Annotated in this window: 13 protein-coding genes; 6 read left to right on the forward strand and 7 right to left on the reverse strand. The window is 70.5% G+C overall.

The window, feature by feature from the left end:
• The first annotated feature begins 229 nt into the window (after positions 1 to 229).
• Positions 230 to 1165 carry a DUF5829 family protein gene (locus tag ACWEPL_RS40170; protein WP_363982344.1) on the forward strand — a complete coding sequence of 312 codons (936 nt, stop codon included), beginning with the start codon at positions 230 to 232 and terminating at the stop codon, positions 1163 to 1165.
• A 69-nt stretch (positions 1166 to 1234) separates the two neighbouring features.
• Here ACWEPL_RS40170 and ACWEPL_RS40175 read toward each other — a convergent pair whose 3' ends face one another.
• Positions 1235 to 2428: an MFS transporter gene (locus tag ACWEPL_RS40175; RefSeq protein ID WP_452439259.1), complete on the reverse strand. Its 1194-nt coding sequence runs from the start codon at positions 2426 to 2428 to the stop codon at positions 1235 to 1237.
• A 99-nt stretch (positions 2429 to 2527) separates the two neighbouring features.
• Here ACWEPL_RS40175 and ACWEPL_RS40180 point away from each other — a divergent pair, with 99 nt between their 5' ends.
• Positions 2528 to 3109, forward strand: a complete 582-nt coding sequence (locus ACWEPL_RS40180; RefSeq protein WP_452439260.1) for a TetR/AcrR family transcriptional regulator — start codon at positions 2528 to 2530, stop codon at positions 3107 to 3109.
• A 164-nt stretch (positions 3110 to 3273) separates the two neighbouring features.
• Here the strand turns inward: ACWEPL_RS40180 and ACWEPL_RS40185 are convergent, their stop codons facing one another.
• Positions 3274 to 3522 carry a hypothetical protein gene (locus ACWEPL_RS40185; RefSeq protein ID WP_452439261.1) on the reverse strand — a complete coding sequence of 83 codons (249 nt, stop codon included), beginning with the start codon at positions 3520 to 3522 and terminating at the stop codon, positions 3274 to 3276.
• Between the two features lie 133 nt (positions 3523 to 3655).
• Between ACWEPL_RS40185 and ACWEPL_RS40190 the strand changes: the two genes are divergently transcribed.
• The gene (locus tag ACWEPL_RS40190) at positions 3656 to 6352 is read left to right on the forward strand and encodes an ATP-binding protein (protein WP_452439262.1); all 2697 of its coding nucleotides are present in this window, start codon (positions 3656 to 3658) and stop codon (positions 6350 to 6352) included.
• A gap of 108 nt (positions 6353 to 6460) precedes the next feature.
• Here ACWEPL_RS40190 and ACWEPL_RS40195 read toward each other — a convergent pair whose 3' ends face one another.
• Positions 6461 to 8002, reverse strand: a complete 1542-nt coding sequence (locus ACWEPL_RS40195) for an alpha/beta fold hydrolase (protein WP_452439263.1) — start codon at positions 8000 to 8002, stop codon at positions 6461 to 6463.
• Positions 8003 to 8093: 91 nt separating this feature from the next.
• Positions 8094 to 8576, reverse strand: a complete 483-nt coding sequence (locus ACWEPL_RS40200) for an Lrp/AsnC family transcriptional regulator (protein ID WP_452439264.1) — start codon at positions 8574 to 8576, stop codon at positions 8094 to 8096.
• 135 nt (positions 8577 to 8711) lie between these two features.
• Between ACWEPL_RS40200 and ACWEPL_RS40205 the strand changes: the two genes are divergently transcribed.
• Positions 8712 to 9692, forward strand: coding sequence for an aldo/keto reductase (locus ACWEPL_RS40205; protein WP_363982323.1), 981 nt, complete (start codon positions 8712 to 8714; stop codon positions 9690 to 9692).
• A gap of 88 nt (positions 9693 to 9780) precedes the next feature.
• Here ACWEPL_RS40205 and lanL read toward each other — a convergent pair whose 3' ends face one another.
• Both lanL and ACWEPL_RS40215 read right to left on the reverse strand, forming a co-directional pair.
• Positions 9781 to 12573 (reverse strand): class IV lanthionine synthetase LanL, encoded by a 2793-nt coding sequence (gene lanL, locus ACWEPL_RS40210; protein WP_452439265.1) that lies wholly within the window; start codon positions 12571 to 12573, stop codon positions 9781 to 9783.
• Between the two features lie 69 nt (positions 12574 to 12642).
• Entirely contained in the window at positions 12643 to 12813 is a 171-nt protein-coding gene (locus ACWEPL_RS40215; RefSeq protein WP_165974944.1) for an SflA family class IV lanthipeptide, read from the reverse strand.
• A 291-nt stretch (positions 12814 to 13104) separates the two neighbouring features.
• Between ACWEPL_RS40215 and ACWEPL_RS40220 the strand changes: the two genes are divergently transcribed.
• Complete coding sequence (locus ACWEPL_RS40220) at positions 13105 to 15009, forward strand: ABC transporter ATP-binding protein (RefSeq protein ID WP_452439266.1); 1905 nt, start codon at positions 13105 to 13107, stop codon at positions 15007 to 15009.
• Positions 15006 to 15854: a MauE/DoxX family redox-associated membrane protein gene (locus ACWEPL_RS40225; RefSeq protein WP_452439267.1), complete on the forward strand. Its 849-nt coding sequence runs from the start codon at positions 15006 to 15008 to the stop codon at positions 15852 to 15854. The genes ACWEPL_RS40220 and ACWEPL_RS40225 overlap by 4 nt, the downstream gene beginning before the upstream one ends.
• 136 nt (positions 15855 to 15990) lie before the next feature.
• Here ACWEPL_RS40225 and ACWEPL_RS40230 read toward each other — a convergent pair whose 3' ends face one another.
• The gene (locus tag ACWEPL_RS40230; protein WP_452439268.1) at positions 15991 to 19212 is read right to left on the reverse strand and encodes a hypothetical protein; all 3222 of its coding nucleotides are present in this window, start codon (positions 19210 to 19212) and stop codon (positions 15991 to 15993) included.
• Positions 19213 to 19221 lie beyond the last annotated feature (9 nt).

The following is a 19221-nucleotide window of genomic DNA, read 5'->3' on the forward strand; positions in this document are numbered from 1 at the left end:
CCCGTGTGACAGCCCGTCCTAGAACCAACGGGGCTGGGTCCGGCTACTGCGGTTTCGCCGGGCGTTGGGTCCACCGGGCGCCCGCGCCCGGGGGGGGGGGCCCCGCGCGCGCAGGTGCGCGGACGACGGAACGGCTCACTACACAGCCACTATAAGATCGCCACAAATCCGGTTCGGGTTCTGTCAAAACGATAGTGAAGGTGATCATCCCCGCCTTAAGATCACTTCCATGCTGATTCGCCGGACATTACGGATGATCACTGCTCTGGCCGCGACCTGCACCGTCGCGATCGCCGGGGGCGTGGGGACGGCCCAGGCCGAAGAAGCCCGCGTGTCATCCCAGGGGCAGTTGCTGTTCTACAACCACGCCTACAGCGTGGTGGACCGCGAGACGGCGGACGCCGTCGAGAACTCGGCCTACCTGCGCGAGTTCGCCAACTTCGAGGTCCGGACCACGACCGGTGGCGGCCTGACCTGGAAGGGCCGCTACCTCAAGGGCCGCGAGACCTACATGGAGCTGTTCGGCGAGGGCGACCTGCCCGGCCAGGACGCTCTCTTCGGCTCCGCCGGGCTGGCCGTCTCGACCGAGCGCTCCGGCGACCTGGCCAAGGTGACCGCGCAGCTGAAGGCCCAGGGCGTCTCCGACCCGGCCGAATACCGCCAGACGCGTGACTTCGGCGATGGCGTCCCGATCCCGTGGTTCGACACCATCCGCACCACCTCCGCCCAGTACGAGGCCTTCGACCCGTGGGCGATGGAGTACTTCCCCGAGTACTTCGCCGACCCGCGCAGCCAGACCGAGCCGGAGAGCTACCCCGGTGACGTCAGCCGGGAGCGCTACCTGCCCGACACCTACCAGGACCGCCTGATGCGGGACATCACCTACATCCGCATCGGTGTGACCGCGCGGGACCTGGCCATCGCGCTGCCGGTGCTGCGAGCCGGCGGGTTCGAGGTCGCGACCGTCGGGGGCGGCGCCATCGCGAGCGGCGGTGGCACCACCATCCAGCTCGACTCCGTCGCGCGTGAGCAGGCGGGCCTGAAGCGGGTCAGCATGTCGCTCAACCGCGCCGTGGAGACCCGGCACGAGGAGCGGATCGGACGTTCGACCCTCGCCGTGGGTCCTGGTGCCCGCGCCGAGTGGACCTTCGACGCCCCGCAGTAACACTTCCTCCAGGCGCCCGGCCGGCTGACGACGCTGATCGTCGCCGACCGGGCGTCGTCGTTCCGCGGGTCACCCAAGGCTCTCGTTCCGGCGTGCGCCCCACACCGCCAGCCCGGCCACCAGGACGAGAACGCCGGCCAGCCACAGGATGCCCTGGAGCGGCAGGGCGTCGACGATCGCGCCGCCGGCCAGCGCGCCGAGACCGATCGAGAGGTTGAACACCGCCACCCACAGCGCGGAGGCCTCCTCGACCGCCTGCGGCGCGACCTTGATCATCCACGTCTGGAGGCTCGTGGAGACCCCGCCGTACACCAGGCCCCAGACGACGAGCAGCGTCACCCCGCCCGCACCGGTGAGCCCTGCCACGGGGAAGAGCAGCACGGTCACCCCCAGGGTGACGGCGATGACGAGGACCGTGCGATGGAGCCGTTTCGCCACGACGGCGCCCGCGACGAAGTTCCCCACGATGCCCGCGACGCCGAATCCGAACAGCAGCGGCCCGACGAGCTGCTCGTCGATGCCGGACAGGTCCCGCAGCACGGGACCGATGAACGTGTAGGCCGAAAAATGGCCGGTCACGATCAGGAACGTCGCCAGGATGCCGACCCGGACGCCCTGGTTGCGGAGCTGACCGGCCAGCCGCCGCAGGCCGACGGGCTGAGCGGCGGTCAACGGTGGCAGCACGGCCAGCAACGCGACCAGCACGGCGAGCGCGAGGGCGCTCAGCGCGCCGAACGCGATCCGCCAGCTCGCCAGCCCGCCGATCATCGTGCCGATGGGGACGCCGAACACGTTCGCGGCCCCGACGCCACCGAAGATGATCGCAGTGGCCCGCGGTACGTGCGAGGCCGCGACGAGCCGTACGGCCAGACCGCCGGCGATGGCCCAGAACCCGCCGATCGCCACCCCGACCAGCACGCGGGCGGCGATCAGGAGCGGATAGTCCGGGGCCAGGGCGGAGGCCAGGTTGGCGAGCGTCATGAGTCCCATCAAGGCGACGAGCAGGATCCTGCGATCCAGCCTGCCGACGAGCACCGGCACGACCGGCGCCGCGACGGCGGCGACGATGCTGGGGACGGTGACCATCAACCCTGCCGCGCCCTCGGACACCGACAGCGCCGATCCGACGGGGGTGAGCAGCCCGATGGGGAGCTGCTCGGCCGTCACCAGGAGAAATGTGCCGAAGGCCACGGCGGAGACCGCGATCCAATGATTCCTCGCCGACGGGTCTCGCCCGGTCGTCGTGGGGTGCGTTGCCGTCACGTCGTATCTCTCCTCTCTCATTTGGGAGCGATCGCTCCCATATGACGACACATCCTAATACGGGAGCGATCGCTCCACAACGTTGGTAGAGTGGCGGCCATGGCACGGCCGAGGGAGTTCGACGAGCAGGAGGTGGTCGCCAAGGCGACCCGCCTGTTCTGGCGTCGTGGCTACCACGCCACGTCGGTCCGCGACCTGGGCTCCGAGCTCGGGCTCAAGCAGAGCAGCCTGTACCGGACCTTCGACGACAAGCACACGCTGTTCTTGCGGACGCTGGACCACTATCGGGCGACCGAGTCCACTCAAGCCGAAGAGCTGCTCACCGCTCCCGGTCCCAGCCTCGAGGTCCTGCGGGAGTGGCTGATCTGGATGATCAGCCACGAGGCCGGACTCGGTTGCTTCGTGGTCAACACGGCCGCCGAACTCGGCACCACCGACGCCGAGGTCCGGCAAAGGACCGAGGCCGCGTTCGACGTCACCCGGAAAACCCTGTCGTCACTGCTGCGCCGCGGCATCCGCGACGGCGACCTGCCCGCCGCATTGGACGTCGACGCCGCGGTGGAGGTGCTGTTCACGACGGTGCTCGGCCTGCGGGTACGCGAACGCGCCGGACATGACCCCCAACGGCTCGCCACGGCCATCGACTTCACGATCAAAACGCTCGCGACATCCGTGATCTGACTCGCATACCGCCCGCCATCGCCGGAAGCCAACCTGGCAGCGGCACGGCCGCTCTGGGATTCCCGGGCGCCGCGCGGTCGTACTCGGTGCTGCTGCTCACGCGCTCATGCCGTCCAGGATCGCGCCCGACCGCCTGCTCGGCGGCCGGAATGTGGGCCGGCGGGTCATCCGGCCACCGCGTACGTGGCCGAGACGGTGCCGGTCCGGTAGCTGTGCGAGGCCAGGAGCGTGCAGGTCAGCCGGTCGCCGTCGTCCTCGAACAACTTCCTGCCCTCACGGACGACGACCGGGTCGATGAGCAGCCGTAGCTCGTTCATCCGGTCCGCGAGCCCATGGAAGGGGCCGTGCCACCGATCCGGCGATCCGACGACGCCGTCCAGCGACGAGAACAGCTCCGCAACGATCTTCCTCATCGACATTCCTCTGTTTCCTGGGGCTTCCAGCATGGCCCGACAGGCCGTACCAGGACATCCGTGAAGATCACCCGACTGCCACGGAGCCGACACTGATTCGCCGCTGAGAAGCACGTACGCCACAATGGGCCGCATGGTCCCTGGCGAGCCGCGGGAGGTCTCGCCCCGCGAGGCCGAGGTGCTGGCGGGCTTGGCCGAGCACCTGACGAACGCGCGGATCGCCCACCGGCTGCAGATCTCGGTCCGTACCGTGGAAAGTCACGTCTCCTCGCTGCTGCGCAAGTACGGCGTGGCCAACAGGGCGGCCCTGGTCGCCCTGAGCGGGCATCAGCCGTCCCCTTCGGCCAGGCCGGGGCACGTTGAGGGGATCCCGGTCAGCCACACGTCCTTCATCGGACGCCGGCAGGAGCGGCAGGAGGCGCTGGCGGCGCTGACAGACGGCGCGCCGGTCTGCCTGGTGGGGCCCGGCGGCGTCGGCAAGACCCGGCTGGCCGCCGTGCTGGCGCAGGCGGCCTCGGCGTCGTTCCCCGCCGGCGGGGCGTTCATCGATCTGACCCCGGTCGGCGAGGGGTTCGTCCTGCGGACCGTGGCTGACGCGCTGGGCCTGGCCGAGCGCCCTCCCCAGCCGCTGGAAAGCGTGGTCGCCGAGCGGCTCGCGCTGGGACGGTCGCTGCTGGTCCTCGACAACTGCGAGCACCTGCTGGACGAGGTCGGCGACCTGGTGGAGAGACTGCGCTCGGACTGCCCCCAGGCGGGGATGCTGATCGCGAGCAGGGAGCGGCCGGGCCTGCCCGGCGAGCGGGTCATCACGGTGCCGCCGCTGGCGGGGGAGGCCGAGACGCTGTTCCTGGACCGGGCACGCGCGATCGATCCAGGGTTCGCCGCGGAGCCCGCGGTCATCGCCGAGGTTTGTGCCCGGCTCGACGGGCTGCCGCTGGCGATCGAGCTGGCCGCCTCGCGGGTCGCCGTACTGGGCATCGACGCTCTGCGGGTGGGGCTGCAGGACCGGCTTCGGCTGCTGTCGGGCGCGCGCGGCAGGCCGCCCCGGCACCGCTCGTTGCGCGCGGTCATCGGCTGGAGCCACGACCTGCTGGAAGAGGAGGAACGCGCGCTGCTGCGCCGCCTGGCGGTGTTCGCGGGCGGGTTCGACCTGGCGGCGGCCACGGCGCTCATGCCGGACACGCCGCCCAGTGCGACGGCCGACGTCATCGGCCGGCTGGCCGACAAGAGCCTGCTCGGGGTGGTGGGCGGTGGCCGGTGGCGGCTGCTGGAGACCATCAGAGCCTTCGCCGCCGACCGGCTCGCGGACAGCGGCGAGACCGAGAAGACCCTCCAGCTCCGTCTGCGCTGGGCCGCGGGCACGGCTTCGACGCTGGAATCACGGCTCGACGGCAACTGGGCACCGCAGTTCGACCTGGTGGCCGACGATCTGCGGGCCACGCTCGCCGGCACGCCCGCCGTACCGGACCGGCAGGCTCATCGCCTGGCCAGGTCGCTGGCGCATCTGACGTTCGCCCGGCGCTTCCATCGGGAGGCGATCGGCCACTACCTGGCCGCCGCCGACCGGGCCCGCGACGCCGCGGACGGTCACCAGGACCTCCTGAGCGCGGCCGCCACGGCCGTCTCGATCGCCGACGGCCCGCTGGCCTTCCGCCTGCTGATGCGTGCCGCCGACCAGGTTGAACCCGCCGACCAGATCGAAGAGGCCGACCAGGCTGCAACCGCCGGCCTGCGCGCCGCCACGCTCGCCTCCGGCCTCGTGGTCACCCACCGCTACAGAGGCGCGCACGACCGCGACCCGATGTCCGAACACCTGCCGGCGCTGATCGACAAGGCGACCGTCGGCGCCGCCCCTGCCGATTCGCGCACCGCGGCGCTGGTGGCGACCGCGCGGGCCTGGGACCAGGACGGCCTCGAACTCGCCCGTTCCGCCGTCGAGGCCGCCCGTGAGTGCGGCGACGTCATCGTCCTCCTGAGCGCGCTGGACGTGCTCACGCGCGCGTACGCGCGGGCCGGCCGGATGCGCGCCGTCCAGCGGATCTGCCGGGAGCGGCTCACGCTCATCGAGCATCTGCCGGCACACGAGCCGTCCGCCGCGGCCGAGATCGTCGACACCTTCCACTCCGCCGCGCGGGCGGAGCTGTGCGTCGGCGACCTGCCCGCCGCACTCGCCGTCGCCGACCGCGCGCAGCGCGAGGACCCCATCGGCGAACACCCCTACCTGTCCATCCCCAAGACCATCCGACCGCTCGCCCTGAGCGGTCGTTTCCCGGAGGTCTTCCAGCAGGCGCCCGCCATGTGGGAGGCCTGGCATCAGGCAGGCAGCCCGCGCAGCGCCTGGATGTCGACCGCGATCTCCGCCGCGGCGCTCGCCCACGGGCTGGCAGGCACCGGCGAGTTCGACCTCTGGCGCTCGCGCGCGCTGGAGATGGCCAGGATGGAGGACGCGGCCTCCTCGCCGGTCCTGGCCCCCTTCGCCGCCTTCGTCGACGCCAGGGTCGCCGTCCACACCCGCGCCTACCATCAGGCCGCCGCACTGGTCGAGCGCGCTTTCGCCCCCTTCGCCGTGCGCTGGTACGAGGCCTACGCGCGCTCCGCCGGAGCCGAGCTGGCGGTCGTCGCCGGCTTGCCGGAGGCGGCCGAACGGCTCGCCGCCGCCATGCCGTACGCCGAACAGAACGACTGGGCGGCCGCCTGCTTGGCCCGTACCCATGGGATCCTGCACGGCGACCGCGACGCGCTGGCAGAGGCGGTCGAACGGTGGACGTCGATCGACGCCCGATTCGAGCGCGCCTGCACGCTGCGTTTGCTCCCCGGCCGCAAACCGTAGGCTCGGGTGCGCGCCGACGGGTCAGCACCGGTGCGGCGAGACCTCCTGAGCAGGGCAGCGGCCCGATCACCCCGCAAACCGGCTGCGGCCGGGCCGGGGGAGCGGTGGTCAGCTCGGGATCGGGCTGCCCTCGCAACCTCTGCCGATCCGGCCCGTCTCGAAGTACCGCACCACGTCGGCGGCGCACTTGGGCACCCGCGTGGTTGACACGTGCACGTCGTCGGCGACCGTGTAGACGGTGCCGCCGATGGCGCGCCGCGTCTGCAGCGTCCAGTCATAGGCGGACATGAACTCGTACAGGTGCCCCGCCAGCACCAGCGACCCGCTGCTCCGCTTCAACGTGGCCTGCTGCACCGGCAGCGGCCAGCCGGGACACATGGCAGGCACTCCCCAGGCCCGGCCGGTCGCCGGATGGCGCTTCACGAGCTGCTGGTACTGACGCCAGGCGGTGTCGAAACCGGCCCGGCTGCTGTCCTCGTTGCACGCGACGGCCAAGTTCATGGTCATGTTCAGCGTTTCGGGCGCGCCGGGAACGGACGGCCCCATCATCGGCGCGCCGAGCAGCTCCTTGACGGTGGCCGGGGCGGTGGAGCCCGTCGCCGTCCGCAGCTCGGCCAGCGCCTTGCCCGCGCGTACCCACTCGGTCGAGTTGCGCCTGGCCAGGTCGGCGACGGCCGAACCGTCGACGGGCCGCTGCAGGTCGGTGTAGGTCTTGGGGCTCTTGTCGTACGCGCGGACCAGCTTCGCCACCTCCTCGCGCACCTGCCGAGCGGTGGCACCGAGACCGTAGGTCCCGTCGCGGCGGGCCAGCCAGGCGGCCATGCGCCCGAAGTTTCGCTCGGCCGCCTCCGCGGCGCCCTTGGCGTGCTCGTCGATACGGGTCCACGGCGGCGCCACGCTGTCCAGGAAGGCCCGTCCGGTGTGCCCGGGATACAGGCTGCGGTACACCATGCCCAGGTAGGTGCCCCAGGAGAAGCCGAGCAGGTTGAGGCTGCGCTCGCCCAGCGCGGTCCGTACCACATCCAGGTCCTTGGCCACGTTCTCGGTGGTGAGCTGTCCGAGGAAGGCGGGGTCGGAGCGTCCGCACTTCTCGTTGGAGGCGACCTGGGCGTCGTAGATCTTCCTGGCCGTCTCCTTGGTCAGCGCGCCGGGCTCCTGCGGGCCCTGCGGTGAGAGGGGGCAGGCGACCTTGGTGCTGTACCCGACGCCGCGCGGGTCGAAGCCGATGATGTCGTACCGCTCGTTGAGCCCGGCCATCTCCTCGTTCCTGAGCGCGGCCCGCAGGACCGGGTCCAGGTATCCGCTGTTGCCCGGCCCACCCGGCAGTACGGCGACGGCGCCGAGCCGGTGGGCCTCGTCCGTGGCGGCCAGCCGGGTCACCGCGATGTCGATCTTCCGCCCGTCGGGGTCACGGTGGTTCAGCGGGACGCTGACAGTCCCGCACTCCAGGCGCTTCATCAAGGAGCGGAAGGCCGCGACCTTGTCCTCCGCCACGCCCAGGCCGCGGATCACCTCATCGGAGTAGGCCGGGCAGGATTTCCACTGCACGGAAGACACGTCGGGGTTCGAGGTGGCGCTCGCCGCGGAAGGCTGCGCCACCAACCCAGCCAGCGCCAGGGCCAGCGCCGCCAGTGAAGTTCGGTACGTCATGCGGGCCAGTAATAGAGCAGGAGTTGTTTCCTCACCGTTTCCGCGAGGACGGTCGCCGATCGACGCTCCACCGCATTCGGGAGCCCGAGCATCACTCCAGGGGCAGGGGGCGGCGTGGTACGGGCGCGGTGTGGATGAGAGACGTGGTCGTGTGACCGTACGGGGTGAACAGGTCGAGGATCGGTTCGAGCTCGTCGACCGCCCGCAGGTGCATCGTGAAGTAGAAGCAGTCGTCGCCCGTCATCCGGTAGCACTCGACGATCTGGGGGACTTCCTGGGCGATCTTGGAGATGCGGTGCAGTTCCCGGAGCGCCGGGCGGATGCGAACCATCACGGTGACCGGAAAGCCCAGGGTCCGCGGGTCGACCTCGGCGTGATAGCCGGTGATCACTCCGGTCTCCTCCAGCCGCTGCACCCTGTCGGCCACCGCGGGGGCCGACAGGGCGACCCGGCGGCCCAGTTCGGCGAAGCTCACTCTGGCGTCGATCTGCAGCTCGGCGAGGATACGAAGGTCGAGGGCGTCGATCCCCTTGGATTCGTATGCCCGCTCGGGTCTGATCTTTCGATTCGCCATTCTCCTAAATTACGGGCTGGCCGACGATAGGGGTCATGCCGCCCACCGGCCCTCGCACCGTCCTGTCGGCGGCGCCTCCATGGACCTACGGCCTCCGCGGTGGAAACCCGCGCTCTCACAGGAAGGTAAGACGACATGCGATACGTGAAGCTGGGCTCGTCAGGACTGCGGGTCTCCCGGATCTGCCTGGGCATGATGACGTACGGCGATCCGGGTTCTCGGGAGTGGATGCTGCGCGAGGACGCGGCCGAGCCGATCGTGCGGCGCGCGGTCGAGGCCGGTGTGACGTTCTTCGACACCGCCGACATGTACTCCGACGGCGTGAGCGAGGAGATCACCGGGCGGCTGCTCGGCAAGCTCTTCGCCAGCCGCGACGACTACGTTCTCGCCACGAAGGTCTACTTCCCGACGGGGCCGGGCCCGAACGACCGAGGGCTGTCCCGCAAGCACGTGCTGTCCGCCATCGACGCCTCGCTGACCAGGCTCGGAACCGACTACGTCGATCTGTACCAGATCCACCGCTGGGACGACGAGACCCCGATCGAGGAGACCATGGAGGCCCTGCACGACGTGGTGCGGGCCGGCAAGGCGCGTTACATCGGAGCCTCCAGCATGTACGCCTGGCAGTTCGCCAAGGCGCAGCACACCGCTCAGGCGGCCGGCTGGACCCAATTCGCGTCGATGCAGAACCACTACAACCTCGTGTACCGGGAGGAGGAGCGAGAGATGCTCCCGCTCTGCCTGGACCAGGGAGTGGGCGCCATCCCGTGGAGCCCGCTGGCACGCGGACTGCTCACCGGCAGCCGCCACCGCGACGGCCGGCGGCGCACGGTCCGATCCGGCAGCGACCCGCTGGCCGACAGCATGTACGAGGACGCGGACTTCGACGTCGTCGACGCCTTGCGCGCGGTCGCTGACGAACGAGGACTGCCTCCGGCGCAGCTTGCGCTCGCATGGCTGCTCGGGAGGCCTGGTGTGAGCGCGCCGATCGTCGGGGCGAGCAAGGTGGGTCATCTGGACGATGCCATCGCGGCGGTGGAGGTGTCCCTGAGCGAAGAGGAGGCGGCCCGCCTGGAGGCCCCGTACCGGCCACATCGAATCATCGGGCACTCCTGAAAGCCGGTCGCCGCCACTCCGCCTACCTCGAAGGATCTGCTCTGTCCCCAGCGCGGCCGTGCTGCTCTGGCGGGGCCGGCGCGGTCCTCTAGTTCCCTCTCCCGTTCTGCGCTGCCCGGTCCGATTCGGGCAGCTGCCAGTCGGCCGTCCACAGCCGCGTTCCCGAGCGGCGGTCGAGGCGGCGCAGGAACGACAGGACGCCCGCGGTGCCGGTGCTCCAGGTGTAGGCCGCCTTGTCGAGGTCGTTGCCGGGGAAGACCGGTTGCACCGGCTCGCCGCCGGCCCGTACCAGCATCTGCTCGGCGATGTTCTCGGCGTGGCGCCAGTAGTCGTCATCGCCCGTGACCATCGCCAGATCGACTAGCGCTTCGCCGATGCCCGCCAGGCCACAGCACTGAGAGACCACCCAGGCTTGCGGGGCGACGACCAGGCACGCCCGCGCGCCCCGCTCGGCCAGCTCCAGGTAGCGGTCCTCGCCGTACGTGCGGGCCGCGCGGGCCAGCGTGCCGGTGATGCCCGACATGCCCTGGCACCAGGAGGCCCCCATGGCTCGGGCATCCGGGCCGTGCAATTCGCCGATCAGCGCCTCGGCCTGGACGGCCAGCGCCGCCAGCCGCTCCCGGGCCGCCTCGCCCGCCGCTCGGTCGCCGGTGGCCGCGTGGTAGGAGAGCAGGAAGTCCGCGCAGCCCGCGTCGCCGTGGGCGTACGCCGTGTCGACCGACACGCCGGAGCCGGGCTGGGCGGGTGCCACGGCGTCCTGCGACCGCGTGACCTCCCCGGCGATCAGCAGCCGGGCGCACTCGGCGGCGATCCGCAGATGCCGGGCATCGCCGGGGTCGATGGCGGCCAGGGCCAAATGGCCCGAGCCGATGCCTGCCACGCCGTGTGCCTGGTCGGCCCGCTGCGGGCCGTCGATGGTGACGGGGGCCGGCGCCGCCAGATCCGGCGCGGCGCTCAGACGGGCCGCGGTCAGGAACAGCGCGGTGCCGGTACGGCCGAAGTACAGCGAGGGCGGGAGCTTGGCGGGCGGCATCACGCGGGCCGTCCACCGGGCCAGGTCGGCGGCCACGGCCTTGGCCTCCGGGTGGTGCAGCAGTTCCATGCCGACTCCGGCACTGCCGCCGTAGACGTTGGTCACCGGCGGGCTCTCCCGGCGGGCGTCCTCGGGCGCGGCCATCAGCTGCTCGGCGAAGGCCGCGCACTCGCGCACGGTGTGGTCGAGCGCCTTGGACAGCAGTTCCCCGGTGAGCCTGGGTGGGGAGGGCGGCTTCCACCGTCCCGCCTGCGGCTGTTCGGTGGCGGGCCGCCCGTCGCCGAGGCCGGTCACGGCCGGTACGGGGCGCGGCCGGTCGGCAGGAGCCGGTGCTTGGGCGGGTCTGAGCTCGGCGGCGGCAGCGGTGCGGTCGGCCGGGTCAAGGCTCAGCAGGCCGGGCAGCAGGCCGAGGACGCCCGTCGTGACGTCCGGGAACATCCCCGCCAGGCACATGAGCGTGCGCTCGACGTTGCGGACCGGGTCCGGGCCGATCATGATCGGGTTCATCCCGGTGGCCGCGAAGAACAGGGTGGCGCCCAGCGAGAAGTAGTCGTCGGCGGGCACGGAGTCACGGTCGGTGTGCTGGTCGGGAACGCTGTAGCCGCGGCTCCAGCCGGGCAGCTGCAGCCCGTCGTACCTGCTGTTGCCGAAGTCGATCAGGGTGCAGCGGCCGTCCTCGCCGAGCACGACGTTCTTGGGCGACAGGTCGCGAATGACGACGCCGTGCGCGTGCACCGCGTCGATCACCTCCAGCAGCCGGACGGCGAGTGTGCCGAGGTCGCGCTCGCCGGTGGCGGGCTCCTCGGTGAACAGGCCGTTCTCCGCGACGAATCGGTTGAGGTCGCGGCTGCCCGCGTCGGTCATGACGAGGAACTCGTCCTCGCCGTGCCGGAAGTGGTCGATCGGCTCGGGAACGCCTGCCACGCCCGTGAGCGCCTGCAGGACGCGCAGCTCGTTGCGGAGGTACATCCGCAGGTCCCAGCCCTCGACGTTCTCCCCGACGTACGCGCGGGCCTCCTTGACCACGACCCGCCGCCCGGCGGCGTCGGTGGCGCGGTAGACGTTTCCGCGCGGGCCACGCACGACGCCGGACGTCACGCGGTACCGGCCGCCGATGAGCCGCCCGCTACCTCCGTCGGCGGCCTGCCCGGTTGTCGGCGCGGGCGGCAGCGTTCCCAGCGTTCCCAGCGACGGCCGTTCGTCGGGCTCCGACGGGCCGGCCCCGGCAGGCTCCGTGGGACGGAACGGGTCGGTGGCCCAGGGCGGGCAGGTGAACTCGGGGCCGGCCGCGCCCGGCAGTTGCTCGCCGTCCGGCCCGATCACGATCAGCTCGAAGTCGCCGTTCTCGTCCACGCGGTACTGCGGGGCGAACGGGGCATACCTGTAGTACACCGGAGCATCGGGATGGACCCGCCGATCGCTGACGATGCGCGGGGCCGACAGCCCGGACAGGGCGTCGGCGAGGGCGTGGCCCAGTGCGACCACCGCGTCCTGCTCCGGGTAGACCGTCATGGCCTTGCCCACGGCTCCCGGGTCGACGTCGCCGGAGTTGAGCTCCATGAGCCTGTGGGTGGACCGGGCGACCTTGAAGGCGCAGCCGGTGCCGGCCAGGATCGGCAACGCGCGGTCAAGGGTGTCGTTGAGGGTGCCGGGACGTGCGGAAATGTGGATTTTCCAGCCCTGCAACGGAATGTCGTGGTGAGGGTCGTGAACGCTGATCCACGTGTCGTCCTCGTATATTTCCCTACCATTCGACTCTGCAAATTGGGTAAGGCGGTCGAGCACATTAAAGTCCACGGTCATCCCTCGATAACGGAGCGCATCGGCCTGATATGAGAAAAAGGCCATCAGAGCACCGCCGACGGCCTTTCCCCAGCACCTCTCGTCACCACGCTCGACCGCGTGGGATCAGGTGCTTCACACGATGGACGGGCAGCAAGGGAAGCTGCTGCAGACCGTACGCTTGCAGGTGTTGACGCAGGCCTGGGGGCCGTGGAGCAGCTTGTTCAGCTCGCCTTCGAAGTCGACGGCGAGGTCTTCGTACTCCAGGACTCCGGCGTCGCGGGGCTCCAGGGCGAGGACCGACATAAGGGCTCCTTCCTTGGCCACCTATGGGCGGCCGACGTAGGGATCCGAGCCTCGGGATGGCGCCGGTAGGCACCTTTCCCGCGCTCCGCCCGCGACCGGGAACCGGCTAGATGTTCCCGCGTCGCAAGCAAACGGACGCATTATGTGCATATATCCGGAAGCATGTCCAGAGGTAGCCGTAACAGCCAAAAATGTGTTTACATGCGCCTTTACAGTGGGAGTTGGATCTTCTAGATTGACGTGCGTGATGGGGGGATCTCTGGCGCGCCGGTTTCCGAACGGCGCCCTCGCGTGAGGCTCTGGCGTCGCCGACGCAGGACGAGCGTCCCGGACGACCGTTCGGGGCTCGTGGTCGCGTACTGGGAGAGCCACGACGAGCACCTGCTGACCGCCACCCTCGGTACGATCGCCCGCAGGCTGCCGTCCTTGGTGGCCGCCGCGTTGCGGATGGCGTGGGAGGCCAGCCCCCGCGACACGGTCGTGGCCCTGGCGGGCAACCTCGCGGCCGGCGTCTTCACGGTCTTCGGCCTGGTGGCCACCTCCGACGTGCTGGCCTCGCTGCTGGCCGCCGGTCCCACACCCGACCGGGTATGGACCGCGCTGCCCTCGCTGCTGCTCGTGGCCGCCGCCACCGGGCTGCGCGGAGCGCTGCTGGCCGGTGCCGGATGGGCGCAGGCCAGGCTCAAACCGCTGGTCGAGCGGCTGGCCGAGACCCGCCTGTTCGAGCTGACGACCCGGGTGGAGCTGGCCGCGTTCGACGACCACGACTTCCACAACGCGATGCGCCGGGCCCGCGACAGCGGCGTGCCCGACACCGCCACCGTGGTGGAGACGACGATCGCCGCGGTCACCGGCGCGGTGGGCGTGCTGGCCTCGGCCGTGGCGCTCGGCCTGCTGCACCCGGTCCTCATGCCGTTGCTGCTGGTCGCCGCCGTGCCGGCGGGATGGGCCGCGGTACGCATGGCGCGGCTGGGCTACCAGGCGTTCTACCGGCTGTCCGCCGCGCGGCGGCGCAAGTTCATGCTGTCGGACCTGATGGCCGAACGGCAGCCCGCCGCCGAAGTGCGGGCGTTCACGCTCCGGGACTTCCTGCTCGGCCAGTACGCCAAGGTCGCCGACCTGGAACAGGACGTCCAACTCGACGTGGCACGGCGGCGGGCCGCGACCAAGGCGGGCGGCGACCTGCTGACCGGCCTGGCCACAGCCGGCGTGTACGTGGTGCTCGGCGTGCTGCTGGCCATCGGCGTGATCCCGCTGTCAGTGGCCGGCGCGGCCGTGCTGGCGATCAGGACCGGGCAGGTGTCGCTCACCGCCCTGATCCAGACCATGAACCGGCTCTACGAGGCGGGCCTCTACTTCGGCGACTACCTGGCCTTCTGCGAGATCGCCCGGGAGCGCGTCCCCCCGCGGCCGGCAACCCCTGCCGAGCCGGCGCCGTTCAGCCTGCTGACGGCCGAGAACGTCACGTTCACCTACCCCGGAGCCGACCGGCCCGCACTGTCGGGCGTCAGCGTGACGGTCGGCCAGGGCGAGGTCATCGCCCTGGTCGGCGAGAACGGCTCCGGCAAGACGACCTTGGCCAAGCTGCTGGCCGGGCTGTACCAGCCGCAGGAGGGCACGATCCGCTGGGACGGCGTGGACCTCGACGCGTTCGACGGTGACGCGTTGCGGCGGCGGATCTCCGTGATCGCCCAGGATCACACGCGCTGGCCGCTCACCGTCCGCGAGAACATCGTCATGGGGCACCCCCTGGAGGAGGATCGGCTTGCCGCCGCCTCCGCCGCGGCGGGTGCCGACGAGGTGGTGGCACGGCTGTCCGACGGCTACGACGCGCTGCTCGACCGCCGCTTCCGGGGTGGCCACGACCTGTCGGGCGGCCAGTGGCAGCGCATCGCCGTGGCACGCGGTTTCTACCGCGACGATGCCGCGCTGGTCATCTTCGACGAGCCGACCTCGGCCCTGGACGCCCGTGCCGAGCACGCCCTGTTCGAGCGGATCCGCGGCCACGCCGCCGGACGTACCGTCGTGCTCATCACCCACCGGCTGGCCAGCGTCCGCTACGCCGACCGCATCTACGTGCTCGACGGCGGCGCGATCGCCGAGCAGGGCACGCACGCCGAGCTGATGGAACGCGACGGCCTGTACGCCGGCCTGTACGAGCTGCAGGCCTCGGCCTACCACCAGACGGTGCCATGATCGTCGCCGAGTCGGCGTACCTCGCCGTGACCGCGGTGCTGCTGGTCGCGGCGCTGGTCAAGCTGCGGGACGTGCCCGGCTTCGCCCGGTCGGTGGCCGGCTACCAGGTGCTGCCGGGCGGCCTGGCCAGGCCGGCCGCGGTGGGCGTGCTCGTGGCCGAGCTGGCCGCCGGCGGGCTGCTGCTCGCTCCAGGCGGCCGGCGGTGGGGCGCCGTGGTGGCGGCAGTCCTGTTCGCCGCGTTCCTGGCGGCCATGGCCTCCGTGATGCGGCGCCGGATGGCCGTGGACTGCGGGTGCTTCGGCGGCCGCGACCTCGTCGGGGCCGGCACGCTGCTGCGTACCGGCCTGCTGCTGGTCCTCGCGGTGACGGCGGCTCTGACCGGGCCGGTCGCGTTCGCGCCCGTCCAGCTTCCGGTGGCGGCGGTCCTGCTCGGGCTGGCCTTCCTGCCCGCGCGGCTGCTACGTGCGGAGAGAGCCTCGTACGGGCCCCGTCCCGGCACGCGCTTCGCGCTCAACGGCAGGCCGGAGCCGGCAGGCGACCGGACGATGTACGCGTTGGTCTCGCCGGCGTGCGGGTTGTGCAAGGCGATGCTGCCGGAGTTCGTCGCGACAGCCGACCGCCTGGATGTCGCGCTGGTCAGCGCGGTGGAGGGATACGGTGGCGCCGGGCTGCCCGTGATCGTGGACCCGGAGGTCTTCGACCGCAACGACATCCCGTGGCCGCCGTACGTGGTGGTGACCGACCGCACCGGCACCGTCCTGTCGGCGGGCGGCGCGGCCGATCCGGCACAACTGGAGCAGGTGCTGTCTCGCGCCGAAGCGGTCGCTCTCCGAGACGGGCGTTGACACGCGGGACGCCTGTCGTGCGCCGGCACCGGATCATGTCCTGGCGGGCCGGCTACGGCCCGGGACGCCGCGGTCGGGGGAGGCGGGGCGTCCCGGGCCCGGGAATCGTGATCGACCGGCTGATCGCCCGCCGGCCTCAGGCTTTGAGGGCTCGGTCGATGAGATCGCGCATCCGGCGTTCCTCCTCCGAATCGCCGCTGGGGTCGGGATCGAGGTTGAGCTTGTTCTTGAGTACTTGGGCGAAGGGCTTCATCGACCAGCTGGGGAGGACCTCCGCCGCGCGACGCAGCGCCGCGAGGGCGCCGTTCGCGTCGAGCGTTTCCATGCCTGGCATCGTGAAATCCTTCGCCTGCTCACCCAGGACCGTGAGGGCGTCGGGATCGAGGGATTTCACGCCTGTCATATTCGTCATCGCGATCAGCTCGCCGGCGAGATAGCGCAGGGTCTCCATCGAGACGCCGGGCGTCGGCGTCGCGAAGAACGTGAGGAGCATCGGCAGCACGTCCGGCTTGTAGCGCGCGTTCTGGCACGCGAACACGCAGTACGAGGCCATGATGCTGTCCCGGTACCGCGCGATGTCGGCATCGTCTTTGACCCCGCCCAGCGCTTTCCAGTGGTCCATCACGCCCTTCAGGGTCAGGCTGGTCTGAGTCGTCGGCTCGTTCTTCCCAGGGAGCGTGCCGGTGGCCAGGTGGCCGAACGCGTAGAAGTACTCGACCATCGCCTGCTTCGACTCCTGGCCGGTGTTGATGCGCGTGTACCAGTCCTCTTGTTGACCTTCTGTCGGTTTTCCCCACGGCCCCGGGATCAGGTCGACGAACGACGTCCGCAGGAACGAGAAGCTGCCGCGCCAGTCGACCAGGGCGAGCTTCTGGAACAGCGCGGTCATCTCGCCCCCGGGCTTCGAGCGCAGGAGCAGGGGGATGCCGTCCACGTACGGAGACCCCAGGTCCGTATGCGTGACCGGCCAGCAGAACCTGTTCACGAACTCGGCGTTACCGGCGGCGCTGCGCATCAGCGCCTGCTCGTCCTGGTTGCCGTGCTTGAGCATGTGTATCACGAGCTGTCCCTCGTCATGCCGGGCGAGATCGAGCTCTAGCTCCTGCAGCCGCGCCTCAGACTGCGTGCGCTGGGATTCGATGCTGTGCGTCTTCGACAACACCGTGAGGTCGCCGGCGGCGACCTTGCCGGTGCCGAAGGAGGCGTACTTCTGGAAGCTCTTGCACAGGAACACCTCGAGGCTGCCGTCGGCGATGACGTCCTTCAGGCCGTTGAGCACCTCGTCGAGCCGGGTCCGGCCGGTGGACGGGTCCAGCCCGTCCTCGACGGTGGTGTCGAGTATCAGCGCGAACGGCGGGTCATCCCGCTTACGTGTCTTCAGATCCTTGAGCACGCCATCGACGAGGTTCTTCGCCGATGACGACTCGAAGGGCGTGCTCGGGTTCAGCGCCGCGACCACGACATCCTTGCGCGGCTTCGTCACCTCCCCCTTCTTGAGGTTGCCGAGCAGCATCCCGGTCTCGAAGTAGTCGATGCCCTCGGTGGGACGCGAGACCTGGTCGGTGCGCCGCGACGACAGCGCGATGTACAGCGCCGTCCCGAGCGCGTCCATGCCGCTGGTCATGAGGTGGCTGCTGAGCTCGATCTCCCTGCCGACGTACGGTGCGATGCTCGGCGCCCGCTTCAGCAGGACGTCCTTCATCGTCGCCCAATAGTCAACATGTCCGTAGTTCTTGGCCACGGCGAGCACGACGGTGATCTCGTCCATCATGAGGTCGACCGCGCGCAACGCCGTCGACGGGTTCGGATCCTCGACGACGATGTCGAGGAGCCGGCGCAGCGAGCCCAGGGCGTCGGCGGTCAGCGCGTCGTAGCGGCCCGGGCCGAGCTTGTCGGTGAGGCCGAGCAGGAGGTGCTCGACCATGGCGCACACCGGCGCCAGCTCGCCCTTCCCGCGCGCGAAGTCCTGCAGACGGGAGAACGCGCTGGACGTGATGAGCTGCGCGAGGTCGGCGTGCGTGTCGAAGGCGAGGTCCGGCTTGGGCCGGGGTTTGCCCGCGTCCATGAGCTCGTAGAGCTGGTACGCCGACGGCGTCGCGCCGATCCCCTCCAGGATCTCCTTCCACTTCAAGGAGGGGTCGCTGGCGCCCCTCAGCACGCTGATGCCCGTCTCCCCCCTGAGCGGCCGGATCTCGAGTTTGGCCAGCACCTCCGGGCTCAGTACCATCTCGAGCTTGCGCAGCACGCGCGGGCTGTTGACCAGGATGTCGCCCTCTTGCAGCTTGTGGTCCGCCTGCAGCTTCGCCGCGAAATCATCCAGGGCTTCGCCGAAGGACGAGCGCCAGTAGCTGGACTCGAGGTCGTGCTGGGTCGTCAGGTTACTCTGGCCGGTGGTGCGCTTGCTGCCCGCCGTACGGAAGCCCACCTGCTTGGCGATGTGCTTCTGCGCGGGGGCCGCCACCTTCTTGAGCGCCGTGCGGCGCAGCCGCGAGTACGGCTCCTTGCCGCTGCTGATCAAGGTGATGTCAGCCAACGCCTTTTTGAGGTAGGCGATCGACGAGGCGTCGTCCGCGTCGTCGGTCCGCTTCGCGAGCTCGACCAGGTCGATGGCGCCCTTGACCGGCGTGGCGAGGTCGAGCGCCTCGAACGATTCGTTGCGGCCCGGCGCGCGATCGCCCTCAGGCTGCTTCTGCGGCGTCTTGGGCTTGACGAGACGAACCCCGGCGGTCGCCTTCAGGAAGTCGAGGGCGAGATTGCCTCTGAGTTGCGTCACGATGAGCCGCGACATCTTGCTGCGCTCAGACGCCGAGCGCTGGGCCAGCATCTCGGCCATGCGCTGCGCGGAGAACGTTCTGTCCTGCAGCGCCTTCGCCACCACCTTGGCGGTGGCCGGGTCGGGCTTCTCGGTGAACTTCTGCCAGCCCGGCGGCGTCGATGTGGAGATCGGTGCGGAGGCGACCGACACGTCACGCTTCGTGATAGGCAAGTCAGACATGTCGGATATGCCAGGCGTGATCTTTTCTGGTCCGCCGATCGTACGCCTGCGCTGACGCTTGTTCTTGGTCGCGCCGATGGTCGGTTTCTTTTTCATGACCCCCCAGCCATTCTGCTCAAGGCTCCCCCTGCCTGATGACCGATCGATCGTCCACCTTCTGGCCGAGCGTGCAAAGGTTCCCTGTCCGCCACATTCGTGGCGCGCTTCTCTGAGCTGCGGCTCGCTGATGCCCAGAGCGTCAACGACACCGGCTCCTGAAGGGCCCGGTCGACGATCGCGCGCCGCTTCATCGCATCCGGTGACTTGTCGACGCGCGCGAACCAGCGACGGGAGGGATGGTCCGCCGCTGAGCCGGGTGAGCACAGGTGGCTT

This window comes from Nonomuraea sp. NPDC004186 (assembly GCF_053603495.1).

What these genes read in the sequence shown, in the direction of transcription:
- ACWEPL_RS40205 (WP_363982323.1), top strand. Translation starts at nt 8,712, where the DNA reads ATGCGATACGTGAAGCTGGGCTCGTCAGGACTGCGGGTCTCCCGGATC.
- ACWEPL_RS40180 (WP_452439260.1), top strand. Translation starts at nt 2,528, where the DNA reads ATGGCACGGCCGAGGGAGTTCGACGAGCAGGAGGTGGTCGCCAAGGCG.
- lanL (WP_452439265.1), bottom strand. Translation starts at nt 12,573, where the DNA reads ATGGCCTTTTTCTCATATCAGGCCGATGCGCTCCGTTATCGAGGGATG.
- ACWEPL_RS40170 (WP_363982344.1), top strand. Translation starts at nt 230, where the DNA reads ATGCTGATTCGCCGGACATTACGGATGATCACTGCTCTGGCCGCGACC.
- ACWEPL_RS40195 (WP_452439263.1), bottom strand. Translation starts at nt 8,002, where the DNA reads ATGACGTACCGAACTTCACTGGCGGCGCTGGCCCTGGCGCTGGCTGGG.
- ACWEPL_RS40225 (WP_452439267.1), top strand. Translation starts at nt 15,006, where the DNA reads ATGATCGTCGCCGAGTCGGCGTACCTCGCCGTGACCGCGGTGCTGCTG.
- ACWEPL_RS40200 (WP_452439264.1), bottom strand. Translation starts at nt 8,576, where the DNA reads ATGGCGAATCGAAAGATCAGACCCGAGCGGGCATACGAATCCAAGGGG.
- ACWEPL_RS40190 (WP_452439262.1), top strand. Translation starts at nt 3,656, where the DNA reads ATGGTCCCTGGCGAGCCGCGGGAGGTCTCGCCCCGCGAGGCCGAGGTG.
- ACWEPL_RS40185 (WP_452439261.1), bottom strand. Translation starts at nt 3,522, where the DNA reads ATGAGGAAGATCGTTGCGGAGCTGTTCTCGTCGCTGGACGGCGTCGTC.
- ACWEPL_RS40215 (WP_165974944.1), bottom strand. Translation starts at nt 12,813, where the DNA reads ATGTCGGTCCTCGCCCTGGAGCCCCGCGACGCCGGAGTCCTGGAGTAC.